The organism is Nioella sp. MMSF_3534, assembly GCF_030732985.1.
Taxonomy (GTDB): Bacteria; Pseudomonadota; Alphaproteobacteria; order Rhodobacterales; family Rhodobacteraceae; genus Nioella.
This window is the reverse complement of the sequence record NZ_JASHJX010000034.1, coordinates 41911-48340: the sequence shown is the minus strand read 5'-3', so window position 1 is coordinate 48340 and position 6430 is coordinate 41911. Positions and strand designations below refer to the sequence as shown.

Here is a 6430-nt window from a genome sequence, read left to right as displayed (position 1 = left end):
CAGCTCTGACCCCATCCCCGCCCGCCCGGTCCCCTCCCGCCGGGCGGGCCTATTCCCATGGAAAGACAAGATGAGCACACACAAGGAAAAACTGGCCGAGACCAACAAACGATTGATGGGCCTGTTCAAAGCCGATCAGAAAACCATGCTGGCCTTCAAGGGTCTGGGCGATACCGCTGTTCGAGAGGGAAGCATCTCGTCAGCCATGAAAGAATGCATCGCTGTGGCCATTGCAGCGGCACGGGGCTGTGAGGATTGCATCCTCTACCACGTCAACGAAGCGAAAACCCATGGCGCCAGTCGCGAGACCCTTGTCGAGGTGCTGGCCGTGACCATCGAGATGTCGGGCGGCCCCGGCACGGTTTACGCCGCAAAAGCGCTTGATGCCTTTGATAACCTTTGACGATATCCAACACTTCAGGGAGTTTCCGATGGAAGCAGGATCAACGATACCCTCAACGCCGGTGCAGCAATTCATCGGCGGTGAAATCGTCCAGATCGACCTTTCCGAACGGTCGGCCGGCAAGACACTTGTTCTGGTTGCACTGGTCGGGGCGTTTACCCCGCCCTGCTCGGATGATCACGTGCCGGGGTATGTCCAGAACCTTGCGCGCCTGAAAGCGAAGGGCGTTGATGAGGTCATCATTCTGGTGCCGAACGACTTTTTCGTTGCAAAGGCCTGGGCGGACCAGATCGACCCTGATGGCGTGCTGACATTTGTTGCCGATGGCAGTCTGGGCTTCACGAAAGATGCCGACCAGATTCTGGATCTGACCGAGCTGGGTCTTGGGATGCGAACGCAACGCTATGCAGCTGTCATCAGGGATGGCGTGGTGGAAAGCTGCGCGATTGAACCCGACGCCACCGCTGTGTCTGTTTCCGGCGCAGAGGCGGTGCTGGCCGGACTGTGATGCCTTGAATGCAGAAAGGTGCCGGAAGTCGCGAGCAGGCGTTCGCGGCTTCTCCACGTTCTCAGGTCTCGAAAGGATTGGCTCTTTTAAGAGAAAACGGTTAAAAAATGCACAACCTGAGGGGGAGCCGATGACCTCCAGGTTGTTCGACGCTTTGGGAGGGGCGGAGACATGGATCAATCTCGTGCATTTGAACATCACGTTCGGGAAATCGTTGACGCGTCGGAAGGCAAGCAAACCACGCGCGATGCCGTGGTCGTCGAATCCTGGCTGCGCTGCCTGAACGACCACAAGCTTGATCCCGAACACAAGGGCGAAGCACGAATTCTGCCTGAGAAAGCCCTGCGCCAGCATCAGCAAGAAGCCGAGGACCTGTTGTCGATTGCCCGGTTCGGGATGGAAGACCTGTATCGACGGGTAAACTCCATGGGCTACGTGCTGCTGTTGACCGATGCCAAGGGGGTGACCGTCGATTTCATCGGTGACGAAAAGGTCGACCGCGAACTCAAACGGGCCGGGTTATATATCGGGTCCGAATGGTCGGAAGAAAACGCCGGAACATGCGGGGTCGGCGCCTGTCTGGCTTCGGGTGAAGCCTTGACGATTCATCAGACCGATCACTTCGATATGGCGCACACACCGCTCAGTTGCACGGCGGCCCCGATCTACCATTCCGATGGCTCTCCCATCGGGGTGCTTGACGTGTCGCTGTTGATGTCGCCAAGCGAAAAATACTCACAGGCGCTGACGCTGGAAGTGGTCAAATCCTGTGTGCGCCGGATCGAGCTGGCCAACCTGATGAATTCCCGCAAGTCCGACTGGATATTGCGGCTGAACCGGACGTCGGAGTTCCTGGGCGTCGATCCGAACTGTGCGGTTTCGATCGCTGCAGACGGAACGATTTCGGGATTGACCCACGGGGCGCACCGCCTTTTTGCCAAAACCATTGGTCAGAGCTGGAAGAATGTGCAGGGCTTTGTCGGCAAGCCGTTCGAAGACGTGTTCGATTTCGATTTCAATGACATCCCGCGTCTTATGGGGGCGGAAACACCCGGCGAACAGGCCGTCGAGATGGCCGATGGCCAGATCATGTTTGCCGATGTGCGCGCGCCGGTCAGGCCCGAGCCGGCGGCGGCGCGGCCACAACTGCCAGAAGCACTCGCGCGGATTCATGGCGGAGACAGCCGCATGCAGGCGTTGGCCGGAAAGGCCGCGCGGATCGTTGACAAGCAGATCAGCATCATCCTCGAAGGGGAAACCGGGGTCGGCAAGGAATTCGTCGCCAAGGCCCTGCACGAGGCGCGCAAGAAGAAGGGGCCGTTCATAGCGATCAACTGCGCCGCACTGCCCGAGGCGTTGATCGAAAGCGAACTCTTCGGCTATGCGCCCAATTCGTTTACCGGCGCGAATGCCAAGGGCAAGAAAGGGCTGATCGAGCAAGCCAACGGGGGCACTTTGTTCCTCGATGAGATTGGCGATATGCCGCTGGCGCTTCAGGCGCGGCTGCTCCGGGTTCTGGCCGAGAAAGAGGTCATGGCTGTCGGGGCAACCAAGCCTGTGCCGGTCGATATTCGCGTCGTGTCGGCGTCCCACAGGAATCTCAAGGCCCTCGTGGATGCCGGGCAGTTCCGTCAGGATCTGTATTATCGTCTGAATGGCGTCGTTTTGCCGATACCAGCCCTGCGAGATCGTGAAGACAAACACTGGATCATCAAGCAGATTTCCAGCGTTGTTTCACCGGACGGGCCGCTGCGGTTCTCGAAAGAAGCCACGGACGCGCTGGCCGCCTATCACTGGCCGGGCAACATCCGGGAAATGATGAATGTCTTCGAGCTTTGCCTCGCGCTCTGTGACAGCGGCAAGGTTGAAGTGGCTGATTTACCTGAACATATCGCTTCCTAGAGGGTGGGCGTGACGCAATAATCTTGCGCCCACTGCCCTAGAATGGCACGTTCGTTGCTTTCCTCTTTGTGACTTCGACTTTGAATGTCCAAAAGGGAGGAAGATCATGTCATTCAGAACACCCAAACTACTTCACCCATCTCGCCGCCAGTTCCTGAAAAGCTCTTCGGCAACCATGGCCGCCGCTGGCAGCATGGGAATGCTGGGAAATTTCATGGCCGCGCCTGCAAGCGCGCAGGAATTCGCCGCGGGCATGACCGGTGGTCCCACGGGTTTTGATGGGGCGGAAAGGTTCCAGTACAACGCCAGCATGTCCGAAGGGCGTGCGATCGAGGGGATCCGGGCGCTGCGCGCGGCGGGCCGGGTTCCCGAACGGCTGACCATGCTGCTGACGGACGGGGCCATCGGCCAGATCACCCGTCCGTTTCCGGATGGGGCACCGTCGGTCAAGGAGGTCTGGGAACGCGAGACCGGCATCCAGATCGACATCGTCGGCTTCCCGGCGGAAGACATCTTCACCAAGGTCATGCAGGACGTCACGACCCAGGCCGGGTCCTACGATATCTACACCGGCCCGTGGAATTCCACCGGCGATCTCGTGTCGTCCGGCGGTGCGCGCAACTGTTCCGACTTCGTGGCGCAATACCAGCCCGACTGGGGCGACCCGGAACGGGGCACGCCGACGCCTGAGATGGAGCAGCTGCTCTATACCTATGCCGGTGACTACTACTCGGTGTCGCTCGACGGCGATTTCCAGACCTGGTTCTACCTGCGCGGCATCTACGAGTTGCCCGAGGTTCAGGACGCCTTCCTGACGGAAACCGGGCACGAACTGGCTGTGCCGAACACCTGGGAAGAGGTGGACCGGATTTCCGAGTTCTTCACCGGCAAGGATTTCGGTTATGGCACCATGTACGGCAACGGCAACCTGATGAGCCCGTTCTGGGGCCTGGCGACGTTCTATGCGCGTTTTGCCTCGATGGACTTCCCGAACTTCCATTTCTTCGATGAGGACGCCAACCCGCAGCTGAACACCGAACTGGGCATCCAATGCGCGGAAGAGCATGTGCGCTCCTTCGATTGGACGCCGCCCGATGCGCTGACCTACACCTTCGCCGAAGCCTATGATCAGATGTGGAACCTGCGCATTCCCCATACGGCGATCTATACCAACATCGTGAAATTCGGGGACGGGTATAACCCCGACGGCACGCCGCGTTCCGCCGCAACCGGTATGATCGACAGCCATCTGCCGGTCGGGCGCCGTTTTGGCGACCAGATCAACCGGCGGTCTGTTCTCTACTACCACATCACCGCCTGGGTCTCGTCGCAGTCGCAATACCCCGAAGCCGCCTATCTGTTCCTGCAATGGCTGTCGTCCACCCGCACCTATACCTGGATGGCGGGCAATCCGGGCGGCTATTTCGACCCGATGCAGCAGGCGAATTTCCGGGAACCTCTGGTCGCATCGACCTACCAGCAATACTCCATGGAAACGATCCCGGCGACCATCGCCCGCTCGGTCCCGTCGATCAACTTTGCCGGGCAGACCGCGCTCGACAATGCTCTGGATGATGAGCTTCAGGCCGCGATCACCGGGCAGAAAACCCCGCGTGAGGCGATGGACGCAGCCCAGAGCCAGTGGGAGCGGATCATCCGGCGCCAGCGGCGCAACGGGATCGAGGAGGCCATCCTCGCCAGCCGCGAAACCTGGCCGACCATCGTCGACGAGGCGTAACGCTTCGCTTTTTCCAGACATGCGGCGGGCCCGACAAAGATCGGGCCCGCCTGACACGGCACGCAACAAGCGGGGGATAGGCTCGTGAAACCGTCAGCGGGCGCGATGGCGCTCAAATACTTCTTCGTTCTGCTCGCCTGCGCGGTCGTGCTCTATCCGCTTTTGTGGATGGTCACGATGGCGTTCAAACCTCACCCGGAATGGACAACCGTCGCGGGGCTGACATGGTTCCCCGAAAACCCGACGCTTCAGAATTTCGAGTTCATCTTCTTCGGCCGGGCCGAAGGGCTGGTGGTTTCGCTTGACCGGACCATCGTGGGGCCGCTGATCGCCAGCCTCGTGACATCGATCATGGGAACCCTTGTCGCCGTCGTCTGCGGAACCCTGTCATCTTATGCGGTGGTGCGTTTCGGCCTTGCACAGTCGCTGCCCCTTTCGGTCCTGCAACTGCGTCTCTTCCCGCCGCTCGCGGTGATGATCCCGGTCATGGTGATGTGGTCGTTCCTGGGGGCCGTCGATACCTGGTGGGGGCTGAGCCTGATTTACGGCATCGTCACCCTGCCCTTCGCATTCTGGCTGATGAAAACCTTCTTCGAGGAGGTCCCGGTCGAGATCGAGGACGCCGCACGCGTGGCGGGCTGTTCCTATTGGCGGGTGTTCTATCGCATCACCCTGCCCATCGTGAAGCCGGGGCTCGCGACCTGTGCGCTCTTCGTCTTCATCCTGAACTGGTCCGACTATCTTCTGGCGCTTCTGCTGACCCAGAGGGACTGGGTGACGCTGCCTGTCTACATGGCAACCCTCACCTCGGCCATGGGTGGGCAGATGTATGGCATGAAGGCCGCCCTCGGCGTGATCGCCGCCATCCCGCCCGTCATCTTCGGCCTGATGATCCAGAAACACCTGGTGCGCGGCCTGACATTCGGAGCACTCAAGCAATGACCGATCAAACAGCACCCGAAATCAGCAACAACCACGCGAACGCGGGTTACTGGACCCGTGTCGCCCGTGATGGTCAGAAGATGGGCTTCTGGTTCGTCCTGCCGACCCTTCTGCTGCTTGTCTTCATCGTGGTCTTTCCCCTGCTCATGCAGCTTTACCTGTCGTTTACCTGGTGGACACCGCTGGAAGGCATCCCCTGGTACCAGGCCTGGGAGGTGTTCAACTGGGGCGAGAACTATTGGTACATGGTCACCGACCCCCGGTTCTGGGGCGCATTGTGGCGCACCGTTCTGATCATGATCGTGGCGGTGCCCGCGCAGTTCTTCCTTGGCATGGCACTGGCCTATCTGTTCATCGACCAGTTTCCGGGCCGCAAGCTGTTCTACTCGATCATGCTGACACCGATGATGATCGTACCCGCCGTGGTCGGATTGATGTTCTTCCTGCTCTTTCAGGGCACCGGGCCGATCAATGACCATCTCGGCCTGCCGCCGGAGTTTTCGTGCCTGACCGATGTGAACCGGGCGATGATCTCGGTCATCATCGCGGATATCTGGCAATGGACGCCGCTGATGTTCCTGATCCTGCTGGCGGGGATGCTGGGGGTGCCGTCCGACCAGCTTCTTGCAGCGCGGTTGCTTGGCGGGTCGAACTGGCAGAACTTTTTCAAGATCATCCTGCCGCGCATGAAGACCGTCATCATCATCGCGCTCGTCCTGCGCGCGGTCGAGTGTTTCAAGATCTTCGACCTGGTGTTCATCATGACCAATGGCGGTCCGGGTGTGCAGACGGAAACGATCTCGGTCTTTCTCTACAACCAGACCTTCGGCGAGCTGGAATGGGCCTATGTGGCGACCATGGGGCTGTCGATCCTCATCGCGCTCAGCATCCTTGCGATGAAGGGCCTGTCCTACATGGCCAAGAAATAGGGGGCCAA

At 59.9% G+C, this 6430-nt stretch carries 6 protein-coding genes; all 6 read left to right on the top strand.

Going from position 1 to position 6430, the window contains the following annotated elements; genetic code table 11:
• Positions 1-70 precede the first annotated feature (70 nt).
• The 6 genes from RBB16_RS14470 to RBB16_RS14445 all read left to right on the top strand — a co-directional run bounded on the left by RBB16_RS14470 (position 71) and on the right by RBB16_RS14445 (position 6422).
• Positions 71-403, top strand: a complete 333-nt coding sequence (locus RBB16_RS14470; protein ID WP_306046841.1) for a carboxymuconolactone decarboxylase family protein — start codon at positions 71-73, stop codon at positions 401-403.
• A gap of 28 nt (positions 404-431) precedes the next feature.
• Complete coding sequence (locus RBB16_RS14465; protein ID WP_306046840.1) at positions 432-911, top strand: peroxiredoxin; 480 nt, start codon at positions 432-434, stop codon at positions 909-911.
• 171 nt (positions 912-1082) lie between these two features.
• Positions 1083-2813: a sigma-54-dependent Fis family transcriptional regulator gene (locus RBB16_RS14460; protein ID WP_306046839.1), complete on the top strand. Its 1731-nt coding sequence runs from the start codon at positions 1083-1085 to the stop codon at positions 2811-2813.
• 106 nt (positions 2814-2919) lie between these two features.
• Complete coding sequence (locus tag RBB16_RS14455) at positions 2920-4551, top strand: ABC transporter substrate-binding protein (RefSeq protein ID WP_306046838.1); 1632 nt, start codon at positions 2920-2922, stop codon at positions 4549-4551.
• Positions 4552-4635: 84 nt separating this feature from the next.
• Positions 4636-5493 (top strand): carbohydrate ABC transporter permease, encoded by an 858-nt coding sequence (locus RBB16_RS14450; protein WP_131541800.1) that lies wholly within the window; start codon positions 4636-4638, stop codon positions 5491-5493.
• Positions 5490-6422, top strand: a complete 933-nt coding sequence (locus RBB16_RS14445) for a sugar ABC transporter permease (protein WP_306046837.1) — start codon at positions 5490-5492, stop codon at positions 6420-6422. Before RBB16_RS14450 ends, RBB16_RS14445 begins: the two co-directional genes overlap by 4 nt.
• The last annotated feature ends 8 nt before the right edge of the window (positions 6423-6430 follow it).